The organism is Embleya scabrispora DSM 41855 (assembly GCF_000372745.1).
Lineage (GTDB): Bacteria > Actinomycetota > Actinomycetes > Streptomycetales > Streptomycetaceae > Embleya > Embleya scabrispora.
Genome location: NZ_KB889670.1, coordinates 83,338 through 104,309, shown reverse-complemented (window position 1 = coordinate 104,309; position 20,972 = coordinate 83,338). Strand labels below are relative to the sequence as shown.

Below are 20,972 nucleotides of genomic sequence, written 5' to 3'. Positions count from 1 at the left end.
TTGTCGGCCGTGCGGCCCGGCCGCCGCGAACGGGGTGGGTTCCCTGTGGCGGGGTGTCCGGGACGGGCTGGGCCCGGAGACCCCAGACATCCGATGTATACCGTGGTTGGCGTGCACGCGTCCAGCATTCATCGGATCAATATCTCCATCGAATGGGCAAAGTAAGTCATATTCCACATACTTCGACCGTCTATCATGACCTATACGTCGGATGACTCATTCGATGAGGCAAGACACAATCACCCCAGGAGACCGATGTGAAGCGGTCCGTGCAGCCCTTCCGGTTGTGAACGCCCGGCCCTCCCGGGTGCCGACGGGATCCTGCGCGACCTGTCGGGAATGGCCGAGGACATCGACACCGCGCCGCTCGCGGACCGGTCCGTCCACCTGAACCGGCGAGCCTGCCGCTCCTGGACGCGATCGGCCCGCACTACGGCCCGCCGCTCGCCCGATCCGGGAAGATCGTGTGCTTGGGCCTGAACTACCACGACCACACGCGCGAGACCGGCGCCGGGATACCGATCGAGCCGATCGTGTTCATGAGGGCCCGGCCTTCGACCCGCTCGGCCCGTGGCCGGCCACCGCCGACGAGGTGCCCGATCCGCAGGCGCCGGCCCTCGTCCTGAGCGTCAACGGCACGCTCCGACGAACCGGCACGACGGCCGACATGCTTTCCCAGGGCGTGCCTGGTCGAGTACCTGCTGAGCCACCTGACGCGCGGTCCGGCGGGCCCGCCGGACCGCGCGTCAGGCCACCTTGCGCAGCCACTGCTCGACACCCGCGATGTGCGCCGTCGACCACGCCCGCGCGGCCTCCGCGTCGCCGCTCTCCAGTGCGTCCACGATCGCCTGGTGCTCGCGCACCGTACGCTCCCACGAGTCGCTCTGGGTCAGACCGCGCCAGACCCGGGCGCGCATCGTGGGACTGGACAGCGAGTCCAGCAGCGAGCACAGCACGAGATTGCCGCTGAAGCCCGCGATCGCCTGGTGGAAGCGCAGGTCCTGCTCGATCAGTTGCTCGGTGGTGGGATGCGGCTCGTCGACCTGCGCGAGGCCGCGCAGCTCGGCGATCCCCACAGCATCGATCCGGGCCGCGGCGAGCGCGGTCGCGGCCGGTTCCAGGATCCGTCTGACCTGGAGGAAGTCGAGCACGCTCTTGTCGTGGTGGAAGTCCACGACGAACGCGATCGCGCCCATCAACAGACCGGGTTCCAGACTCGTCACATACGTGCCGTCGCCCTGCCGCACGTCCAGGATCTGGATCAGCGACAACGCCTTGACCGCCTCGCGCAGCGAGTTGCGCGACAGCCCCAGTTTGGTGGCCAGGTCCGCCTCTTTCGGAAGCTTGTCGCCGGGCCGAAGCTCGCCGGAGACGATCATCTCCTTGATCCTGTCGATGGCCTCGTCCGTCACAGCCATGCCGATGATCCTTCCAGAGGTCCGATGACTTCCAGTATGACGGCCCGGTGAACAAGAAGACAGGCCGGTCGGGTCGCCACCCACCGGCCGGTCCGCTCGACGCGCGTTCGCGATCACATCGGCTCGGGCGCCGGGCTGATCCGCAACACCGCCGGCTCGGGCACGCCGTCCCGAACGGGCGGCACCGGCAAGCCCGCCAGGCTACCGAGGGTGCCCACGGTGCCGTCCCCGCCGAGCCACACACAGCCGGCGTCAGCGGCGCCCGCAAGCCGCTCGGGCGCCGAGACACCGGCGCTCGGGCGGTCCAGGAAGGTCACGTACAGGTCGCCGTCCCGCTCGGTGTAGCGCACCCGCAGACCCTCAGCCGTCCGATCTTCCGCAACGTGCCAGGAACGGCTCCCGTACACCGCGTCACCGTTGACCGCGAGCCAGGCCCCCAGCTCGCGCAACGCCGCGTCCTGTTCCGGCGAGATGCGACCGGCCGCATCGGGACCGATGCCCAGGAGCAGATTGCCGCCCTTGCTCACCACATCCACCAGCAGTTCGACCAGGTCCGGCCCCGACGTGGTCCACGACGCGTCCTCTTGGCGGTTGTACCCGAAGGACAGCCCGACCCCGCGCACGGTCTCCCATTTGGTGCCGCCCGAGGTGGCGCGGGTCGCGTACTCGGGCGTCACGAAGTCGGGCGTGCCGGCGTAGAAGCGCTCGTTGACCACGCCGTCGGGAACGGCCCGGCGGTAGTCCGCGAAGAGCTTTTCCGGCTCGGCGGCCGGCGGATAGCCGATGTCGTTCCACAGCACGGCGGGCTCGTAGCGCTCGACCAGTTCACGCCAGTGCGCGTCGGCGTAGGCGGCGTACTCCGGCGAGTGCGGCACCGCGCGGGCCACGTCGTCGGCGCGCAGGATCGGCAGGTTGGCGAAGGTCCAGTCGATGCCGCCGGAGTAGTAGATCCCGAATCGCATCCCGCGCACCCGGACGGCTTCCCGGAACTCGCCCAGTACGTCGCGCTCCAGGGCCCAGTCGGGCCGGTGCGGGTTGGGCGTGCTGCTGGGCCACATCAGGAAGCCGTCGTGGTGCTTGGCGAGCGGGACGACGTACCGCGCGCCGGCCGCGGCGCACAACTCCGCCCAGGGCTCGGGCGACCACTGCTCCACGGCCGCGGCGAAATCGCCGCGGAAGTCGGCGTAGGTCCGGTCCCCATAGGTCTCCCGGTGGTGGTGCCAGGTGGGACTGCCCGGCACGGACACCGAGTTCAGGTACCACTCGCTGTAGCTCGTGGTCACGATCGGATCGAACCCGTCCGCGTCCGCCTCGGCATGGTAGGAGCGATCCCGGTCCGCCCCGTCGCCGTGCTCGGCGAGCAACCGGACCAGTCGATCGTCCAGCGGCGCCCACGCCGGCACCGAGTACAACCCCCACGTGATCATCACCCCGAGCTTGGCGTCGTCGAACCAGCCGGGAAGCGGGCGAACGGGATCGTCGTGACCGGGGGTGGATGCAGACATGCGAAATCCTTGGGCAGGGCCGAGCCGGAGCATGATCAGGAAAGGTAGGATCAATATTCCTGGTTATGACTGCTCTGACAAGAGTGCGACCCATGCAATGCCCTGATAATGGGCATATCGACGAAAGATAGATCGGCTCTCTCGATACAGGTCCACCATGCCTGCGGGAGCGCTCTGCTCGGGTGGCGACGGACGGCGCCGGCGTCGTGGACGGCGCCGAACGCCATGTGCGTCCCGAGCGGGACGGTCGATGTCGGCATCCGTCCTCGCTCACGTGATCAATCGGCCATCAGAACTGCTGCGCCGCGGACGTGGTCGGCGGCGAGGTCCGCGAGGGCTCGGTCGGCACGACTCATCGGGTAGCGCGTCGTCTTCACCCGAAGGTCGATCTCGCTCGCCAAGCGAAGAAACTCGGTGCCGTCGTGCCGCGTGTTGGCGGTGACGCTGCGCAGGTTGCGTTCGTGGAACAGGTGCCGTTGGTAGTTCAGCGGCGGAATGTCGGTCAGGTGAATGCCCGCGACGGCCACGGTTCCGGCTCGATCGAGCGCCGCGAGGGCCGTCGGCACGATCTCGCCGACCGGGGCGAACACGATGGCGGAGTCCAGCGGTTCGGGCGGTGTGTCGTAGGTGTCCCCGGCGGAGGCGGCGCCGAGTTCCAGGGCCAGGCGGCGGGCCTGTTCGGACCGGGTCATGACGTGCACGGACGCACCTCGCGCCAGCGCCACCTGCGCGGTGAGGTGAGCCGACGCGCCGAAGCCGTAGATACCCAGCCTGCCCCCGGGCGGCAGATCGGCGCGCAGCAGCGCCCGGTAGCCGATGATGCCCGCGCACAACAGCGGCGCCAAATGCCCGGCGTCGCGACCGGCGGGCAGTGCGTAGGCGTAGTCCTCGCGTGCCAGAACCCGGTCGGCGAACCCGCCGTCCGCGTCCCAGCCCGTATACGTCGAGTCGGGGCACAGATTCTCGGCACCGGCCCGGCAGTAGCGGCATCTCCCACAGGTGTGGCGCAGCCACGCGACGCCTACCCGGTCGCCGGGTGCGAAGCGCGTCGCGCCCACGCCGACGAACTCGACCTCGCCGACGACTTCGTGTCCGGGGACGGTGCTCGCTCTGTGCGGCGCCAGATCGCCCTCCGCAAGGTGCAGGTCCGTTCGGCAGACACCGCATGCCTCCACTCGCACCAGGATTTCCCCCGGCCCGGGCTCCGCCGGCTCGCGTTCGACGAGCGCGAGAGGGTGAGTGTCGATCGGCCCGGGGCGGGTCACGGCCCAGGCGCGCCCCGCGCGGCGCCCACTCGGAGAAATGTCGACGCTCATGTCCTTCGCCCCAAACCGTAGGAGAACCGGGCCCGACAGGCCACTGATCGCCGTTCACTTCCAACCGTCGCCCGCGCAGGCCACGAATCACAGGGCCGAGTGACGCCTCGACAGGGCCGAAGGTCCCGCCGCGCGGCGCTCACAGCAGGCCGCGTGGCGCCTTGCTCACGGCCGAGGCAACCGAGGCATCGGCTTCGCCCAGGCCCGAGCTCATGGCGTTCTCCTGCGCGCGCTGCACGCGTGGAACCAACGAACGCGATGAGCGCCGGGACATCGGCCGGGAGCGCCGCTGTTCCGAAGACCCTCCGGACCGGCGGCACGCGGATCAAGGCTGCGGTCAACAGGCTGACATCTATGCTGGTGCGTCGACGTCTACGGGGGCCGGCAACCGCCGGCGGGGAATCGACGTAGGCGCTCCAGAGGGGGACCGGAGATGACCGCTGCACGGAAGTTCGCCGATGCCGAGAACCTGACGCCGGTGATGCGGGAGGTCTTCGGCACCGACCGCCGTATCGTCGCCGTCGACCGCCTGCCCAACGGCACCAAGAAGGGCGTCTACCGCGTCACACTGGACGACGGCATGAGCACGATCGTCTATGTCTGGAACGCCGACGAGGACTACTGGGACGGGCTGCTTCCGGATGGCCACGACGACCCGTCGAACCCATTCGCCCACGCCTCCGGCATCGAATTCTTCGCGGGTGCCACCCATCGGCTCGAAGCGATCGGAGCTCGTTCGCCGCGGCTCGTGCTCGCCGACCGCAGCAAGAATCTGTACCCGGCCGACATCGCCGTCACGGAGGACGTCCGCGGCGGAACGCTGGAGGCGCTGCTGGAACGCGATCCGGACGCCGGCCGGCGAACGCTCGCCCAACTCTCGGACATGCTTGGGTACATGCACGCCTACCGCGCGCCGGCGTTCGGGCGGGTGGCGTGGATCGACGGCGGAGGCGCCCCGCCGGACACGACCTGCGAGCAGGCATACCTGGAGCGCGCACTGGTGAACATCGCCACCGCCGTGCCCCGCGACGCCCGAGCGGCCCAAGGCGAGGCGATGTTGGAGGAGAAGCTCCGCACGCTGCACGCCGCACTCGAACCGCGCGCAGAGTTCGGCGTGGTCCACGGCGAGCTCTGCGCGGGGCACACGCTCGTCGGGCCGGACGGGGAGCCGGTCATCATCGACATCGAGGGCCTGATGTACAGCGACATCGAAGTGGAGCACTGCTGGATGCGGATGCGGTTCGGCCCGCACTACGAGGCGCTCCGCAACCCGAACCTCGACCCGCGGCGCGTCGAGTACTACCAGTACGTCATGCACCTGGATCTGGTCGGCGGCCCGCTTCGCATCGCTGAGGGCGACTTCCCGAACCGGGAGTGGATGCTCGACGTCGCGGACTTCCATCTACAGAGTGCGCTCGCCTACGAGGCATGAGCCGCCCGCCGTCCCCGGGGGGCCGCTCGCATCACCACCGCCGGGACCGCAACCCGAACAGAATTCGCGTTGTTCCGGCAGCGCCACGCGAGCACACCGGCCCCGAACCTCCCGTAAACGCCCCGTGCCGAAGGACCTTGTGTGGATTGCGGTTTCGCCTCGGAACCTCAGGATGTGATCGCGGCGCCGGGGCCGTCCGGGACGGCTCCGCGTGCGCTCGCCGCTCCCTGCCGGACTCCGGCGCGCCCGCGTCCGCGCGCCGGTAGCGTCGGCACGTGACTCTTCCGCGTATGGTCGCCCTCACCGTGGTGGCCGCCGTGTTCGTCCTGGCGGGATGTTCCGACGACGACGGGCGTCCGACCCCCGGCCCCGACGACACCGGCATCCAGCCCAACCTCTACCACTACGACGGCCCGTCCCCCGGATTCGCGACACCGGTATCCCCGGCGCGACCATGACGACCGCGGACCGCCGGGCAAGGCGCACGGCGCCCAATCGCACCGCCGTCGACTGTGGATCGCCGCGTTTCGCGTGAGGAGCGTTCAACCGTCCGGGCCTGCGCCGGCGGGCACGGTGGCGTGGTCCGGCCGCGCTGCGGCCGCTGGAGGAACCGCTCCGACACCGGTGCCGCACGCCTCTTATCGCAGAGGGAAACGCCGTGGCACCCTCACGGCGCGCGCCAGACGTTGTCGTAGGCGGCTTGTTCGATCGCGCGCCGCCGGCGGACGGCTTCGAGTTCGGTGGCCGCGTCGTCGACCGCGGCGAGGATTGTGCCGACCGGGCCGCCCGCAGGATCCACCGGGGTTGCCCGGTCCTTGTCGAGAGCGCCCGCCATGGTGGCCAGCGCCACGAGAACCGGCTCCTGCGCCGTCCAGCGATTCTGTGCGCTCCGGTGGTCTGCCGAGTCGGCCACGACGACTTTTCCTGCCCTCCCCGGTCGCCGGCGGCGGTGCTGCCGCGTGAGTTGGTCTTCGGCGGCGAGGGCCGCCGCGTAGGCGGCAGCCAGGTCGCGGCCGCGGCGCCACAGCCAGTCCTCGACGGACTCGTACGGCTTGTGCCGGCGCAATGCCATGGCAGCCCGGGTGAGCAGCGGCTCGTCGAATGGCGGGGTGCCGCCGGGGGTGAGGGCGTCGGGGCTCGGGACGATGACGTCGTCGTCCAGGGTGATCGTCCCGGCGGCCAACAGGTCGACGAGTTCGGCGCCGGCGAGCGCGAGCGAGAGTTCGCCCTGCGCGATCGAACCGTTCGGCGACTCGTCGATGGCAGTGATCATCAGGTCGCGGGCGGTCGTCATGCGGGGCCTCCCGTCGCGGGCGTCGGAAAGGCCTCGGACGGCCAACCGACGACTTTCCTCCACCTACGAGCCTAAAGGAGCCCGGGTGAATGCCGCACGGGGACGCGGCGCGCCGCGGCCCCGTGCGGCCTCGTCGCGTCCCGGATCGTCGGGGTGGGATTCGAGCGGGGTGACGGCGTGAGTGTCCCGACGATGTTTGTCCGCCCCCGTCATGTGATACGCGCCCGGCGGAGCGGGCCGACGCCCGCTCCGCCGGCAGCCACCGGAAGGATTCCAGCATGCCCACGGTAACCACGCGTGACGGTGTCGAGATCTTCTACAAGGACTGGGGCAGCGGCCGCCCTGTGGTGTTCATCCACGGCTGGCCGCTCAACGGCGACGCCTGGCAGGACCAACTGAAGGCCGTCGCCGACGCCGGATTCCGCGGCATCGCCCACGACCGTCGCGGTCACGGCCGCTCGACGCCGGTGTTCGACGGCTACGACTTCGACACCTTCGCCGACGACCTCAACGATCTCATCACCCGATTGGACCTGCGCGACGTCACTCTCGTCGCGCACTCGATGGGCGGCGGCGAACTCGCCCGGTACATCGGGCGCCACGGCACGAGCCGGGTCAAGTCGACGGTGTTGCTCTCCGCGATCCCGCCGCTCATGCTCCAGGGCCCGGACAACCCGGAGGGCGTGCCCCAGTCCGTCTTCGACGACCTCAAGAAGGGGATCATCGCCGAGCGTTCGCAGTTCTGGAAGGACACCGCAGTCGGGTTCTTCTCCGCGAACCGCGACGGCACCAAGGCGACCCAGGGCAACAAGGACGCGTTCTGGTACATGGCCATGGCCGAGACCATCCAGGGCGGCGTCGCGTGCGTCGACGCCTTCGCCAATACGGACTTCCACGAGGACCTGAAGAAGTTCGACGTGCCCACGCTCGTCGTCCACGGCGACGACGACCAGGTGGTGCCCATCGACGCCACCGGCCGCAAGAGCGCGAAGATCATCCCCAACGCAACCCTGAAGGTCTACCCGGGCGGCTCCCACGGCATCGCCCTCGTCCCGGGCGACAAGGAGAAGTTCAACAAGGACCTCATCGAGTTCCTCAAGAACTGACCCGGGCCCGGGGGTTGGGTGCGGCCTCGGATCCGTCCGGGCCCCACCCGGCCACCGCGGTGTCCACGAGGTCGTCGAGCAGGCCAGGGGCGCAGAAGGGGACGAGGGGCAGGACGGCCGCTGTCCGGCGCGGCAGAGGCACGGGTGACTCCGTGGTGGCGACTGCGCGCCAGGCGTACGCCGACGAACCCCGCCGGCGTACGCCTGGCCTGCCGGCACTGCCGGGGATCAGCGTGTGTCGGTGGCGGCCTGCTCGATGAGGCGTTCGACGACATCGGGGTGGCTGATCATGACGACGTGGGAGGCGTCGCGGACTTCGACGACCCGGCGCGCGCCGGCCCGCTGGTACTCCCACCGCTCCACGGCTGCCGGGATCGCCTTGTCGGCGCCGGCGACCACGCCGTAGGAGGGGATGGTGCGCCAGGCGGCCGCGGTGGTTGCGTCGCCGAAGGCGGAGGCGCTGAACGGCCGTTGCTCGGCGGCCATCAGCTGGGTCTCCTTCTTCGACAGGTCGGCGGCGAAGACGTCGCGCAGCCGGTCGGCCCGGATGTAGAGGTCGGTCCCGGTGGTGCCGTCGGGATTGGTGAAGGGCACCTGCCGTGTGGCGGCCTGGATTTCGCTGCCGGGGTAGCGGTTGATGATGTCGCCCAGCTTCTCGCCGGTGTCGGGAACGAACGCGGCGACGTAGACGAGAGCCTTGACGTTCGGGTTGCCCGCGGCGGCGTTGGTGATGACGGCGCCGCCGTAGGAGTGGCCGACCAACACGATCGGGCCCTGGATCGACGTGAGCACGCTTGCGATGTAGGTGGCGTCGGTGGGTATGCCGCGCAGCGGGTTGGCCGGGGCGATGACCGGATACCCGTCCTTGTGCAGCCGGGAGATGACGCCGTTCCAGTTGGAGGCGTCGGCGAAGCCGCCGTGCACGAGCACGATGGTGGGCTTGGGCGGGCGGGGGCCGTGGCGGTCGCCGTCGGCAGCCGCGGCCGCGGGGGGCAGGGTGGCGAACGCGGCGGCACCGGCGAGGGTGAACGCCGCAGCGCCGAGGGCGAGCTTCCGGCGGCTGCGCGGGGACTTCACGATGGTGTTCCTCCGGTGACGGGGTGATCGGCGACCGGCCCGGACGCGGGTGTGCGGCGGCTGCCGCGCTGCGACGGGCCGAGGCCGACGGGATTCGGGGCCGGCCCGCCGGGGAGGGTGGCGCGGATCCGGCGGCGGGACGTTCGGCGCCCGCCGCCCGGTCCGGTGGCGAACGGGATGGCGGGCGCCGGCGAGGTGCGTGGTTCGGGTGCGGTCAGCCGCCGGCGGCCTGCTTGATCAGGTCGGCGACGGCGGCGGGCTGCGAGACGTAGATCGCGTGGCTGCCGGCCACCTCGACGGTCCGGGCACCGATGCGCTCGGCCATCGCGTGCTGGGCGGGCGGCGGGATCATGCGGTCGTCGGTGGCCACCAGGTACCAGGAGGGCTTGGTCCGCCAGGCCGGCGTGGAGACCGCGCCGCCGGCCGCGTCCAGGCCCCAGGGGACCTGCGAGTCGGCCATGAACTCGGCCTGCGCGAGCGGGAGATCACCGGCGAAGGACTCCGCGAACCTGTCGCGGTCCAGGAGCAGGAAGCCCTCGCTCGGCGGCAGGATCGGCGGGACCGCGGCACCGGGCGGCGGGTCGGCGATCAGCGTGTTCACGGACTCGCTCTTGTCGGGGGCGAACGCGGCGATGTAGGCCAGCGCCGTCACCTTCTCGTGGTTCCCGGCCTCGGTGATCACCACCCCGCCGTAGGAGTGGCCGACCAGGGTGACCGGACCCGGCTGGGCGTCGATCACCTGCCGGGTGGCGGCCACGTCGCCTTCCAGCGACAGTGTGGGGTTCTGCACGACGGCCACGGTGTAGCCGTCGTCCTTGAGGGCCTCGTACACACCCTGCCATCCCGAGCCGTCCACGAAGCCTCCGTGGACGAGCACGACACTCCTGCGCGGCGCGTTGTCGCTCATCGTTTCCTCCCGGGTTGTCCGAGCCGGAATCCGCGGCCCGTGCCGAGCACTGTAGGAATGCCGCCGGTTCCGGCGCCCCCGTCAAATGACGTAGTTCCGCGGCAGGTCGCGTCACGGAGCCGGGTCTCCGCCGCGGCGGCGAGGTGGCGGCGGTCCTTGAGCCGGTGCTTTGCTGCGTCATGGCCGTTCACCCTTGGTGGAGGTGGACGCGTGCCGGGGCGAAGGGCCGGCGCTCCGCGCCCGCGACGACGCCGGCGATGAGGCGCGGCTCCGCCCGGACCCGGTGGACGTGAGCGACGCTACGGACTTGACGGGCGCGGCGAACCGATCGGACGACTGGCTTCGGCGAGTCTGGCGGGCCTGACGGGTCCGCGGCCGCGGGCCCTCGCGCCGGTGTCGACGGCTGCGGGCGCCCGGTAGAGTCGCGACGTGCCGGGGTGGATGTGGGGCAGTCGACTCGTGGGGCGTGAGCGCGAACTGGGCGTGTTGCACGGCTTCGTCGACGCCGTGGCGACGGACGGCGGCTCCCTGCTCGTCGTCGGCGAGGCGGGCGTGGGCAAGACGTCGCTCCTGGATGCTGCGACTGCCCACGCTGCCAGGCTCGGCATGCGCGTCCTGCGCGTGTCCGGCGTCGAGTTCGAGGCGCAGGTGAGCTTCGCCGGGCTGCATCAGCTGGTCGCTCCGCTTGCCGCCGAACCGGCCGTGCTGCCAGCCGATGCCCGACGCGCGATCGACGTCGCCGTGGGCCTCGCGCAGGGGCCCGCGCCCGACCGGCTCGCGCTGACGAACGCGCTACTCGCTCTGCTGTCCGATGCCGCCGGCCGGGACGCCGTGCTGGTGGTGGTCGACGACCTGCAGTGGCTCGATCGCGCGAGCGCCACCCTGTTCGCCATCCTCGCGCGGCGGCTGGGCGGCTCGCGCATCGGCCTGCTCGGCGTCGTGCGGACAGGTGAGGGCAGCGTGTTCGAGGACGCGGGACTGGCGGAGATCGCCATCGGACCGCTCGACGACGACGACGCTGCGGTACTCCTCGCCGAGGCGTTCCCCGAGCTGCCACCGCGCGCGGCGCGGCAGGTGATCACCGAGGCTCAGGGCAACCCGCTGGCGCTGATCGAGCTTCCGGCACACGTCGGCCCGACCGCCGCGGAACCTCCGCTCGGCCGCACGCCGGTCGGCCGACGGTTGCGACTGACCTTCGCCCGGCGGATCGAGGCGCTCCCCGCCGACACGCGCGCCCACCTGCTCCTCGCGGCGCTCGACGGGACCGGCGAGCTGTTCCCCGCGATCTCGGTCGGCGAGCTCGAACCGGCCGAGCGCGCCCGGCTGATCCGCATTCATCCGGTCACCCGCGGCATCCGGTTCCGGCATCCGCTCACCCGTTCCGCGGTCGTCGAGCTGTCGACCGAAGAAGAACGGCGCGGGGCGCACCGGCGGCTGGCGGAACGGCACCCGGCGGGCTCCGAGCGGCGCGCATGGCATCTGGCGGAGGCGGCGTCGTCGCCGGACGAACAGATCGCGCAACTGCTCGAAGAAGCCGCGCTGAGGACCAAGGGACGCGGCGACCCGGTCGGCGCCATCGGTCTGCTACTACGCGCCGCCGAACTGAGCCCGGAACCCGACGACCATCACCGCCGCGCCATGTTCGCGACCTACCTCGGCGCCGACATCACCGGGGATCTCACCGACCCGCGGGCACTCCTCGCCGAACGCGGCGGGCAAGGCCACACGGTGGCGGCCGCCGTCGCCGCCGCCTCCTACATGGTGAACAGCGGCGGCGACGTCGACACCATCCACCGGCTGCTGCTCGGCGCGTTGCGCAACGCCTGCCGGCCGAGCGCGGCTTGGGACGCGCCGCTCAGCGAGATCGTCTACGTCCTGCAGGCGAACTGCTCCTTCGGGTCCCGCGCCGAGCTGGCGGACGACTACTGGGCGGTCCTCGATCGACTCGGCGTCGAGCCCCCGGAGATCCTGGACCTGCTGGGCAACACGTACCTCGAGCCCACACGACGGGCAGGGCCGTCACTCCCGCTGCTCGACGAGGCGATAGCCGGCATCGGCGGGCAGGCCGACCACGCCCACGCGGTGCGGCTGGGCATCGCGGCGCTGTACGTGGACCGGATCGCCGGCTGCCGCAGCACGCTGTGGCGGGTGGTCGAACACGGCCGCGGCGGCGGCGCGATCGCAGCGGCGATCAAGGCTTTCGTGCTCCTGGGTTTCGACGGCGTGCTGAGCGGCGACTGGGACGGCGTCCAACGGCTGACCGAAGAGGGACTCGCCGTCACGACGCGGCACCACTACCGGCTGCTCGGCGGCTTCCTGCAGTACGACCGAGCGATGGTCGCCGCCGCCCGCGGCGATCGCGAGACCGTCCGGCATCTCGCCGACGAACTGGTGGCCTGGGGGGCGCCGAACCGCATCGCCTTCGTGCTTCAGCTCGCCGCGCACGCGAAGGCCGTCGACGCGCTGAGCAACGGGGAGTTCGAGACCGCCTACCATCACGCGGTCGAGATCTGCTCGCCGGGGACGGTGCCCGCCTACAAACCCGCGGCGCTGTGGGTTCTCCTCGACCTCGTCGAGGCGGCCGTCCGGGCCGGACGGACGGCGGCGGCGAGCGCGCACGTCGCCGACATCCATCGCTCAGGTGTCGCCGACCTCTCGCCTCGGCTCGCCATGGTCGCGGCCGGCGTAACGGGGATGACCGCCCCGGCCGCGTCGTTCCGCGAGGCGTTCGACACCGCGCTCGCGACCCCGGGAGCAAGCCGCTGGCCGTTCGCGCAGGCACGGATCCGGCTCGCCTACGCCGAACGCCTCCGCCGAGCAAGGTCCACCTCCGAGGCCCGGCTCCAACTCACCAATGCCCTCGACACCTTCGAACGCCTCGGCGCCGCCCCCTGGACGGCACGCGCACGCGCCGAACTCCGCGCAAGCGGCATACCCACCACCCACCCGACCCCCGGGCCGACCGCCCCGCTGACCCCGCAGGAACGCGAGATCGCCACGCTCGCCGCCGCAGGGCTCACGAACAAGCAGATCGGCGAACGGCTCTACCTCTCCCCCCGCACGGTAAGCACCCACCTGTACAACCTGTTTCCGAAGCTCGGCATCAGCTCACGAGCAGCGCTACGCGACGCACTCGTGGAGCTGCCGCCCACGAGCGCCTGAGCGGGCGCGGCCAGAGCCTCCGATGTCGTCCGCCGAGTCGTCTCCGAACGTCGGCAAGTGTGCCCGCGGCATGCCGTTTCGGCGTCACGCCCGGCGCACGGCGGAGACGTTCCCATCCACACGGGCGATTTCGGCCCACAACGCGTCGGAGAGCGTGACCCCGTTCTTCCGGGAACGCGCTTCGAGACCCCCGCGTGCCTGGCGCAGCCACCGCCGCATCGTGCGCTCGGACACCCCGGCCGTCTCGGCGATGACCCCGGCGCGTGTGTGCCGGCGCACCCCGCCCCGGGTACGGGACACCGGAATGGTCAACCAGCGAGAAACCCCACAGGCGTGATGGAAGACCCGGATCATCACCTCGGCCCACGTCCGCGTCCTGCGCGTGAGTCAAAGCGCGGCACCTCGGATGCACAGCGCGGTCGGCACGGCACAGCGCGACGTCGCGCGCCCTCGGGCTGCGGCGCGGTCCCGACATCTGCCGCCGACCCGCCCTCGCGCGCCGGCCGAGCCTCCCGAGCCGGACAACTCGTCACCGCGCACGATGGATCGGCCTGTTCTAGCGTGGAAATATGAAGACACAAATCACGCACTACACAGTTGTCAAGGGCGACACGCTCTCCGCGATAGCCGCGAGGTTCGGGACCACCGTCGACCAACTCGTCGAGTGGAACCACATCGCCGATCGGGACCGGATCCCGATCGGGCTGGACCTGCTGGTCGCCGGTCCGCAGTCGAGTGAGAGCTACGTACCGTTCCCCGGTGCCGGCTTTTTCACGAGCACGCGGGACGACCCGATCATCAGATCGATGGGGATCCGCCTGATCCAGGAGTACTGCTCGGCCTGGCTTCCTCCGGAGGAGCCGACGTCGCTGTGGACGAAGACCGCCCGGGAGTCCTACGCGATGTGGCAGCGCAAGCTCGGCTACCAGGGTTCGGACGCGGACGGCATCCCGGGCCTGACGTCCTGGACGAAGCTCCGGGTTCCCTACTTCGACAACGAAGGCGACTGAAGACACCCGGGTCGCAGCCGTGTCCGTCCTGCCCGACGCAGGGCCTTCCACGGCTGTCGACCCTCAGGCCGTCGCCGCGTACGACAAAGCGCGCGCAGCCGCCCCGGAGGACATCGGCGCACTGGTGCGTCGGGCGACCGGGCCGCCGCGCGAGGAGGCCGCGGGTCGGGCGCCGCGGACCAACGCAGATCGACTGCTACCGCACGCCGGTGGGCGGGGTCGCCGCCGACGGCACGGAGTTCGCGCACGGGCGGCCCGTTCGGCGCGCCCGAATCGCTGTCGGCGGAGAACCGGGCCGCGCCCAGCTCGGAACTGCCCGACATCGGGGAAGCGTCGTTCGGTCCGCCCCCACCCCCACCGGAAACCATGCACGGCGGTCGCCCCGCCGAGGTCGAACTCCGGATCACCTGAAGTCGTCGGAGGGACGACCCGAGGATCACCGGAGTCCGCCGATTGCGGTGCCGGTCCCGTTCAGCGGGCCGAACAAGGGGCTGCCGAGGGCCGGTTCACGTATTCGCCCTTGGCGGACGGGCCGGGGCTAGTGGATGTCGGGGATGGCGTCCCTGCCCCTGCTGCGCGGGCCGCCGTGTGCCTCGACGATGTCCTCGGGGGCGTTGCCGCCGCCTGCCTGCCACTCGGCGGTCATCTGTGTACGTTCCGGCAGGGAGCGGCCCTGGAACCACTTGTACACGCGGTCATCTTCCTTGAGGATCTCGGCGAAGTCGTTGACGTCGACCATGTCGGTGTCCTTTCGTCGTGTGTCCCGTGTGGCGGCCGGTCGGGTGCACGTTGTCCGCGGCAGCGGCACCGGGCGCCGTGAGATCCGGTTCCTCCGGACCCCACGGCAGCAACTACCCGGTTCACCATGGAAGGCGCGGACGATCACCCGCGCGGACCAGCGTCGGCTGTGGTGTCCGCCGGCCACGCACTACCGAGCGGCACCTCACGCACCGAACACATCACCGGAAGCGGTGGGTGTCAGGCCGGGGGCGGGGGGACGACGGGCAGGAGGATGCCGTGGCTCACGGCGCCGACGCTCTGTGCGAGGACTGCTTCGTGGCCTTTGTAGGCCAGGGGGTCGACGCTGAGGCCCGTGGAATCGGCGTCCGGGGTGCCGCTTCCCCTTCCAACCGATCGGATGACCGAAAGGCGCCTCCTTTCATCCGAACGGCGACGGATGGTCGTGCCCCAGACGCCGCGGCGAGTCGCGATCACAACCCCTCCGCCCCCCACAGGGGATCAGACAGGCGGCATCAGATCGCTCTCGCTGATGGTGTACGTCAGCAGGGGGTAGATGAAGTCCGTTTCATTGTTCTCACGGCGCCGTAGTTGGTAAAACTCGTGCCTCTGCTCGTCGTCGGCCGACATGAGGCGCGCACCTTGCGGGAGGTATACATATCCGTCGCGAAACCGAACGAAGGTCTTTGACGTTCGAAAGGTTACACCCAACCATTGATTGTCCACCGTCCGGACGGCGGGTGTTTCCAATACGATTTTGTGCCTGAGTCGCCGATTCGAGTCGACGGAAAACACGACGATACTGTTGTGGGCGAGGGGGATCTCGAACTTCTCGCCACCGGACCCCTTTGATTCGAAGATCAGCTTCCTCGGCGGGCTCGCCTCGGGATGTTGGTAACAGGAGAAGACGGCGATAAACGACTCGTGGGCCAGATCGAGGGCTTGGTCGGAATGGCTGCCCATGGTTGTGTAAGCGTTCGTGTAGCTCTCGATGAGAGCGTTGTTGAAGCCGACCGGAAGCGCCGCACGTTCTTGAATCTGTTGCGCCAGCCGTTCGTGCACCGCCCGGAAATGCTGCGTCGGTCTGCTGTATCGAGTGGTTGTACGCACGAGAGGCACACCACCCGCCTCGTCGATCTTGGTAAGCGTGGCGCCTCGTCGGCCTTTTCCTATGTCTTCCAAGCGAGCCGAAGCGGACAGCTCCGCAAAGAGGTTCTCCTCGGTTGACAAAGCGCACGAGAGGATCTCATCCGAGATTCTAGGCTCGGGGGGCAACGTAGTCTCCCGTGTTCATACTGAAGAGGAATTCGTCGCCGTAATCGATGAAGGACGAGGTCCTGTTCTCCTCGGCGTACAGCCTGCGCAGCTCGTTCATACCGGCCGGTGTGGGTGGCCCCAGCTTCACCAAATCTCCGGCCGTTTTGAGGAACGTGTGGCCGTTCTTGTGAACGGCTTCGGCGCTCGAACAGCGCACCACGTATCCCAGGCGGGTCGGGAGCAACTCGGCGTCCAATGTCGAGGGACGGATTTCGTGCGTATACAGGCGGTTGGTGGACAGCGGCATGAAGAATACGGAGCCGGGATAGAGAGTCAGGGTGAACTGCGGCGGGAGCGCGCGCCCGTCGCATTCTTCGGCCGGCTCCTTGAGGCGAAAGTGGATTCTGGTCAGCCCACTGGCACCCTTCACGCCGTAGTCGAAGGCGTCTTCGGCCAGGGGCCGCAGCTTGTCGAGCCGGTCATAGAAGGTGCAGAAGGCCATGATGCCATTGACGGGCATGTCCTTGGTCTTGTCGGCATGAGCCGAGATCTTGGCCTTGGACTGCTTGCGCTCGGCCGTGGCAAGGGTGTTGTGGTAGATCTGAGCGAGGACGTGATTCAGCGGCGCCTGGTCCCGGAAGACGTCGGCGGCCTCGCGGTTCAGAGCCTCGACGATGCGCGTGTCGGTCGGGCGAAAGCCCTCGGTCGGCCCCGAGAGATTCGTGGAGCACCGGAGCAGGCGGAAATGTAGTTCGCCACCGTTTCGTGTGACGGGCGTCAGGTAGATTCCGCTGCGATGGGCTGTTCCAGGCTTGGTGGACTCCGTCAGGGACTGGAACGCGTGCTCCGCACGGATCCGCCCGAAGTGATCGGCGTCGAGCCCGAAGAAGCGGCGGTAGTACACGCCGATGCCGTGTACGCGGATGGGAACTCGGCCGATGTCGACGAGGGTCCAAGGTTCGTCGGCGTCCTCGTGGTAACCGTGTGATAGCTCCCGGATAACGAATACCCGGGCGGCCTCATGCAGTTGGCGGCCGGTGATCCCGGATATATCGCCACACAGGTAGACGGTCTTATGCGCGAGGTTGGGCGAACCAGAAGCAAGGTCCTCTGCCGTGATCGTGGACCCGAAGAAGTCCCTGATCAAGTCATTATCTTGCAACATCGAAGGCGCAACCAAAATGTTGCTCGCATCCTCGATGCGGGCTTCTGCCGGCTCTGTGGTGTACATCAAACGGTTCCTGCCATTCGCGGATCTCGATGGATTGCTCAAAACCGTGGACATGGCAACGGCCCGTACTCTTTCATTTGCGTTGCGAAGCGTAAATGAAAGGAGACGGACCGTTGAACCTTGATGCTCTCACGGGGCTCGACAGCGGGCAACGGGTTCTGCTGTACGGGGCGTTGTTCGGAACGCACGCCGGGGGCAAGAAGCACAAGTGGCCCGCCGTGGACGTGTAGTCGGGACCAGTCGGGACGGCCGCGACATGCTCGACCGGCAGGGCGCTTCGTCGACGCCGGTGCTGCCGAGTCGGGCCGGGCCGGCGACCGACGAGTCGGCCACCCGGCGCTTGACGACGGCGTCGCCGCCGTACGCGGCGTGCCAACGCTTCGCGAGAAGCTCGTCGGTTGCATTGCACGGCAAAAGGCAAAGGCAAGGAGATGCCTCTCCTTGCCTGTCTCAACGTATAGCGCACCGGGGGGCTTGCGGCAAGACCCGGGTGGTGGCGCAAAATCGTCGGCCGAGGCCACAGCCTGCGGAAATGGGGGCACGACGTGCGTGTGTTGTCGACGGATGGGGGGCGCGGTGACGTCGAACCGGTGGTGGGACCGGCAGTTCGGTCGCGAGCGCTCGGGGCGGTGGTGCGGGGGTGCGCGCCGCCCGACCGGGCGGAGCGGTCGGGCGACTCGTCCGAGGGAGGGCGGGCAGAGACGGGGACGTGCCCGACGAGAGGTTCGACGGAGCCGGTGGCGCCGGTGATTCGATCGGCCGGTGCGGTGCGACGGGACACGACTGCCTTGGGGGTATCGCGATGATCGAGCAGTACGTGTGGGATCTTCAAGAGGTTGACGAGACGCAGGTCGCGGTCGTCGGCGGCAAGGGCGCGCACTTGGGCGCGCTTTCGCGGATCGAAGGCGTCCGCGTGCCGGCCGGCTTTTGCGTGACGACGGACGCCTTCCGGCGGATCATCGCGCAGGCGCCGTCGATCGACGATCGGCTCGACCGGTTGTCGCGCGCGGACCCGGATGACCGGGAGGCGATCCGCACGCTCAGCGCGCAGATTCGTCGGACCGTCGAAGCGATCGCCATCCCGGGCGATCTCGCGGCGGCGATCACCCGCGCGCTCGCCCGGTTTGGCGAGCAAGCCGCCTTTGCCGTCCGATCCAGCGCGACGGCGGAGGACCTGCCGACGGCCTCCTTCGCCGGCCAGCAGGACACGTACCTGAACGTCGTGGGGCCGACGGCGGTCCTTCGGCACGTCAGTCGGTGCTGGGCCTCGCTGTTCACCGAAAGGGCCGTGACCTACCGCCGGCGGAACGGCATCGACCACCGTACGGTCCACATGGCAGTGGTCGTGCAGCGGATGGTCTTTGCGCAGGCGGCCGGCATCCTGTTCACGGCCGACCCCGTCACGGGCAACCGGAGGATCGCCACCGTGGACGCCGGCTTGGGCCTCGGCGAGGCTCTGGTGTCCGGCCTGGTCAACCCGGACGTCTTCACGGTGCGAGACGGCGAGGTCGTCGCCAAGGCGATCGCCTCCAAACAGCGCGCCGTTCACGCCCTGCCGGCCGGCGGTACGCGGGAAGTGGCGATCGACTCGCAGCGGCAGGAGCAGCCGGCTCTGACGGATGCGCAGGTCGTGCGGCTCGTGGGGCTCGGGCGACGGATCGAAGCGCACTTCGGCCGCCCGCAGGACATCGAATGGTGCCTGGTCGACGACGGCTTCCGGATCGTTCAGAGCCGCCCGATCACGACGCTGTTCCCCATCCCCGAGACCGGCGACCGGGAGAATCACGTCTACGTCTCCGTTGGTCATGGGCAGATGATGACCGACCCCATGAAGCCCCTGGGGCTCTCGATGTGGCAGCTGACGGCCATGGTGCCGATGCACCAGGCCGGCGGAAGGTTGTTCGTCGACGTCACCCGGCGCCTGGCCTCACCCGCGAGCCGCGCCGGGCTCCTGGACGTCCTGGGGAGAGGTGATCCGCTGATCAGGGACGCTCTGGAGACCGTCCTCGACCGCGACGATTTCGTCCCGTCGCTCCCTGACCCGGGTCCCGACGGGCCGCCGGCCGGTGATGCGTCCGCCCCGATCGAGACCGATCCGGCCATCGTGGCCGAGCTGATCGAGCGCAGCCGGGTGTCCATCGCCACCCTGGAGCGCGACATCCGGACGAAGACCGGACCGGCGCTGTTCGCCTTCCTGCTGGAGGCATTCGAGGAGCACAAGCGAGTCCTCGGCGACCCGCTGAGCATGCGGGCGATCATGGCGGGGATGGAGGCCACATGGTGGCTCAACGACAAGCTGCGGGAGTGGCTGGGCGAGAAGAACGCGGCTGACACGCTCACGCTGTCCGCCCCCGACAACGTCACGTCGGAGATGGGATTGGCGCTGCTCGACGTCGCGGACGTGATCCGCCCGTGGTCGGAGGTGGTGGCGTTCCTGCAGGACGTCCGGGACGACGAGGGCTTCCCGGACGAGGGCTTTCCGGACGAGCTGGCGAAGCTCGCGGGCGGGACCGAAGCGCGCCACGCGATCGAGGACTACCTCGACCGGTACGGCATGCGCTGCGTCGGCGAGATCGACATCACGAGGCCACGTTGGCGCGAGCGCCCCACCACGCTCGTGCCGGTGATCCTCGACAACATCAGGAACTTCGAGCCGGGCGCCGCCGAGCGGCGCTTCGAGCAGGGGCGGCGGAAGGCGCGGGAGAAGGAACAGGACGTACTGTCACGCTTGCGGGCCCTGCCGGACGGGGACCGGAAGGCCGACGAGGCCAAACGGATGATCGACCGGGTCCGAACCTTCGTCGGGTACCGGGAGTACCCCAAATACGGCATCATCAGCCGCTACTTCGTCTACAAGCAGGCCCTGCTGGAGGAGGCCGAGCGCCTCGTGCAGGCCGGCGTGCTCACCGAGAAGGAGGACATCTTCTACCTCACGTTCCAGGAACTCCACGACGTCGCGCGCTCGAACCGGGTGGATGACCGGCTCATCCGGCGGCGCAAGGACGCGTTCCGGTCGTACCACGCGCTCACACCGCCCCGGGTGCTCACATCGGACGGTGAGGCCGTCACCGGGGCGTATCGGCGCGACGACGTTCCGGCCGGCGCCCTGATCGGCCTGCCGGTTTCCGCCGGGACCATCGAGGGACGAGCCCGCGTCATCCTCGACATGGCGCAGGCCGATCTCGAAGCGGGCGACATCCTGGTCACGACCTTCACGGACCCCAGTTGGTCGCCACTGTTCGTCGGAGTCGCGGGCCTGGTGACGGAGGTCGGCGGCCTGATGACCCATGGCGCGGTGATCGCCCGGGAGTACGGCTTGCCGGCCGTCGTGGGCGTGGAGCAGGCCACCCGGCTGATCCGGGACGGGCAGCGGATCCGCGTGCACGGAACCGACGGGTACGTCGAGATCCTGCCTTGACCGACCGCACCGACAAGCCCCATCCGTAGCCTTCGACTCTTCACCCGGGAAGGGCCTCTTCCGCTCGACCCCGGCTACGGGTTCTGCTTCGCTCGTCCACC

16 protein-coding genes and 1 pseudogene are annotated in these 20,972 nt (G+C 69.6%); 7 read left to right on the top strand and 10 right to left on the bottom strand.

The features are described from left to right. Positions 1-279: 279 nt before the first annotated feature. Positions 280-673: pseudogene (locus A3IC_RS68885) on the top strand (hypothetical protein); the annotation flags it as partial. Positions 674-746: 73 nt separating this feature from the next. Here the strand turns inward: A3IC_RS68885 and A3IC_RS0123180 are convergent. From A3IC_RS0123180 to A3IC_RS0123170, 3 genes are all read right to left on the bottom strand, one after another. Further along, positions 747-1,418, bottom strand: coding sequence for a FadR/GntR family transcriptional regulator (locus A3IC_RS0123180; protein WP_026218620.1), 672 nt, complete (start codon positions 1,416-1,418; stop codon positions 747-749). 113 nt (positions 1,419-1,531) lie between these two features. Further along, a complete protein-coding gene (locus A3IC_RS56065; RefSeq protein ID WP_020552447.1) occupies positions 1,532-2,923 on the bottom strand; it encodes an alpha-L-fucosidase in 1,392 nt (463 codons plus the stop codon). A gap of 278 nt (positions 2,924-3,201) precedes the next feature. Continuing rightward, positions 3,202-4,239, bottom strand: a complete 1,038-nt coding sequence (locus A3IC_RS0123170) for a zinc-dependent alcohol dehydrogenase family protein (protein WP_052173728.1) — start codon at positions 4,237-4,239, stop codon at positions 3,202-3,204. Positions 4,240-4,672: 433 nt separating this feature from the next. Here A3IC_RS0123170 and A3IC_RS0123165 point away from each other — a divergent pair, with 433 nt between their 5' ends. Both A3IC_RS0123165 and A3IC_RS68880 read left to right on the top strand, forming a co-directional pair. Beyond that, positions 4,673-5,671 carry a phosphotransferase gene (locus A3IC_RS0123165; protein ID WP_020552444.1) on the top strand — a complete coding sequence of 333 codons (999 nt, stop codon included), beginning with the start codon at positions 4,673-4,675 and terminating at the stop codon, positions 5,669-5,671. Between the two features lie 275 nt (positions 5,672-5,946). Beyond that, on the top strand, positions 5,947-6,129 hold the full coding sequence (locus tag A3IC_RS68880; RefSeq protein WP_158696065.1) for a hypothetical protein: 183 nt from the start codon (positions 5,947-5,949) through the stop codon (positions 6,127-6,129). A 209-nt stretch (positions 6,130-6,338) separates the two neighbouring features. On the opposite strand, the gene A3IC_RS0123155 is transcribed toward A3IC_RS68880, so the two are convergent. Further along, on the bottom strand, positions 6,339-6,965 hold the full coding sequence (locus tag A3IC_RS0123155; RefSeq protein ID WP_020552442.1) for a GPP34 family phosphoprotein: 627 nt from the start codon (positions 6,963-6,965) through the stop codon (positions 6,339-6,341). Positions 6,966-7,243: 278 nt separating this feature from the next. Between A3IC_RS0123155 and A3IC_RS0123150 the strand changes: the two genes are divergently transcribed. Then, entirely contained in the window at positions 7,244-8,071 is an 828-nt protein-coding gene (locus A3IC_RS0123150; protein WP_020552441.1) for an alpha/beta fold hydrolase, read from the top strand. 228 nt (positions 8,072-8,299) lie between these two features. Here the strand turns inward: A3IC_RS0123150 and A3IC_RS0123145 are convergent, their stop codons facing one another. After that, entirely contained in the window at positions 8,300-9,148 is an 849-nt protein-coding gene (locus A3IC_RS0123145) for an alpha/beta fold hydrolase (protein WP_020552440.1), read from the bottom strand. Between the two features lie 214 nt (positions 9,149-9,362). Then, positions 9,363-10,055, bottom strand: coding sequence for an alpha/beta fold hydrolase (locus A3IC_RS0123140; protein ID WP_026218619.1), 693 nt, complete (start codon positions 10,053-10,055; stop codon positions 9,363-9,365). A 429-nt stretch (positions 10,056-10,484) separates the two neighbouring features. Between A3IC_RS0123140 and A3IC_RS0123130 the strand changes: the two genes are divergently transcribed. Further along, positions 10,485-13,217, top strand: coding sequence for a helix-turn-helix transcriptional regulator (locus A3IC_RS0123130; RefSeq protein ID WP_026218618.1), 2,733 nt, complete (start codon positions 10,485-10,487; stop codon positions 13,215-13,217). An 84-nt stretch (positions 13,218-13,301) separates the two neighbouring features. On the opposite strand, the gene A3IC_RS0123125 is transcribed toward A3IC_RS0123130, so the two are convergent. Beyond that, positions 13,302-13,529 (bottom strand): hypothetical protein, encoded by a 228-nt coding sequence (locus A3IC_RS0123125; protein WP_191864158.1) that lies wholly within the window; start codon positions 13,527-13,529, stop codon positions 13,302-13,304. A 257-nt stretch (positions 13,530-13,786) separates the two neighbouring features. Here A3IC_RS0123125 and A3IC_RS56060 point away from each other — a divergent pair, with 257 nt between their 5' ends. Then, positions 13,787-14,227: a peptidoglycan-binding protein gene (locus tag A3IC_RS56060; RefSeq protein ID WP_020552435.1), complete on the top strand. Its 441-nt coding sequence runs from the start codon at positions 13,787-13,789 to the stop codon at positions 14,225-14,227. Between the two features lie 538 nt (positions 14,228-14,765). Here the strand turns inward: A3IC_RS56060 and A3IC_RS0123115 are convergent. The 3 genes from A3IC_RS0123115 to A3IC_RS0123105 form a co-directional block, all read right to left on the bottom strand. Further along, positions 14,766-14,966 carry a hypothetical protein gene (locus tag A3IC_RS0123115; protein WP_020552434.1) on the bottom strand — a complete coding sequence of 67 codons (201 nt, stop codon included), beginning with the start codon at positions 14,964-14,966 and terminating at the stop codon, positions 14,766-14,768. A gap of 500 nt (positions 14,967-15,466) precedes the next feature. Continuing rightward, positions 15,467-16,240: an alpha-ketoglutarate-dependent dioxygenase AlkB gene (locus tag A3IC_RS0123110; protein WP_026218617.1), complete on the bottom strand. Its 774-nt coding sequence runs from the start codon at positions 16,238-16,240 to the stop codon at positions 15,467-15,469. After that, on the bottom strand, positions 16,224-17,453 hold the full coding sequence (locus A3IC_RS0123105; protein WP_020552432.1) for a hypothetical protein: 1,230 nt from the start codon (positions 17,451-17,453) through the stop codon (positions 16,224-16,226). Before A3IC_RS0123105 ends, A3IC_RS0123110 begins: the two co-directional genes overlap by 17 nt. A gap of 802 nt (positions 17,454-18,255) precedes the next feature. Here A3IC_RS0123105 and rph point away from each other — a divergent pair. After that, positions 18,256-20,871: a rifamycin-inactivating phosphotransferase gene (gene rph, locus A3IC_RS0123100; RefSeq protein WP_020552431.1), complete on the top strand. Its 2,616-nt coding sequence runs from the start codon at positions 18,256-18,258 to the stop codon at positions 20,869-20,871. Positions 20,872-20,972: the final 101 nt, after the last annotated feature.